A 244-nucleotide genomic window follows, 5' to 3' on the forward strand; every position below is an offset into this window, starting at 1 on the left:
GTGGGCACTTGTGAATTGATAATCAACAAATTATCAATGAACTGAGTGACTACACAAAATTACTTTTATGTAACAATCAGTATTAATCATTGAGTCGGTTTTGTTTCTGCTGAAACAAACCAAAAAACTTTAATTGAAGAGTTTGATCATGGCTCAGATTGAACGCTGGCGGCAGGCCTAACACATGCAAGTCGAGCGGAAACGACTTAACTGAACCTTCGGGGAACGTTAAGGGCGTCGAGCG

Annotated in this window: 1 rRNA gene; it reads left to right on the plus strand. The window is 40.6% G+C overall.

What is annotated here, in order from left to right:
• Positions 1-130 precede the first annotated feature (130 nt).
• Positions 131-244 (plus strand): 16S ribosomal RNA (locus tag HC728_RS20045); the annotation flags it as partial.

The sequence above is a fragment of the Aliivibrio sp. S10_S31 genome (assembly GCF_014694495.1).
GTDB lineage: Bacteria > Pseudomonadota > Gammaproteobacteria > Enterobacterales > Vibrionaceae > Aliivibrio > Aliivibrio fischeri.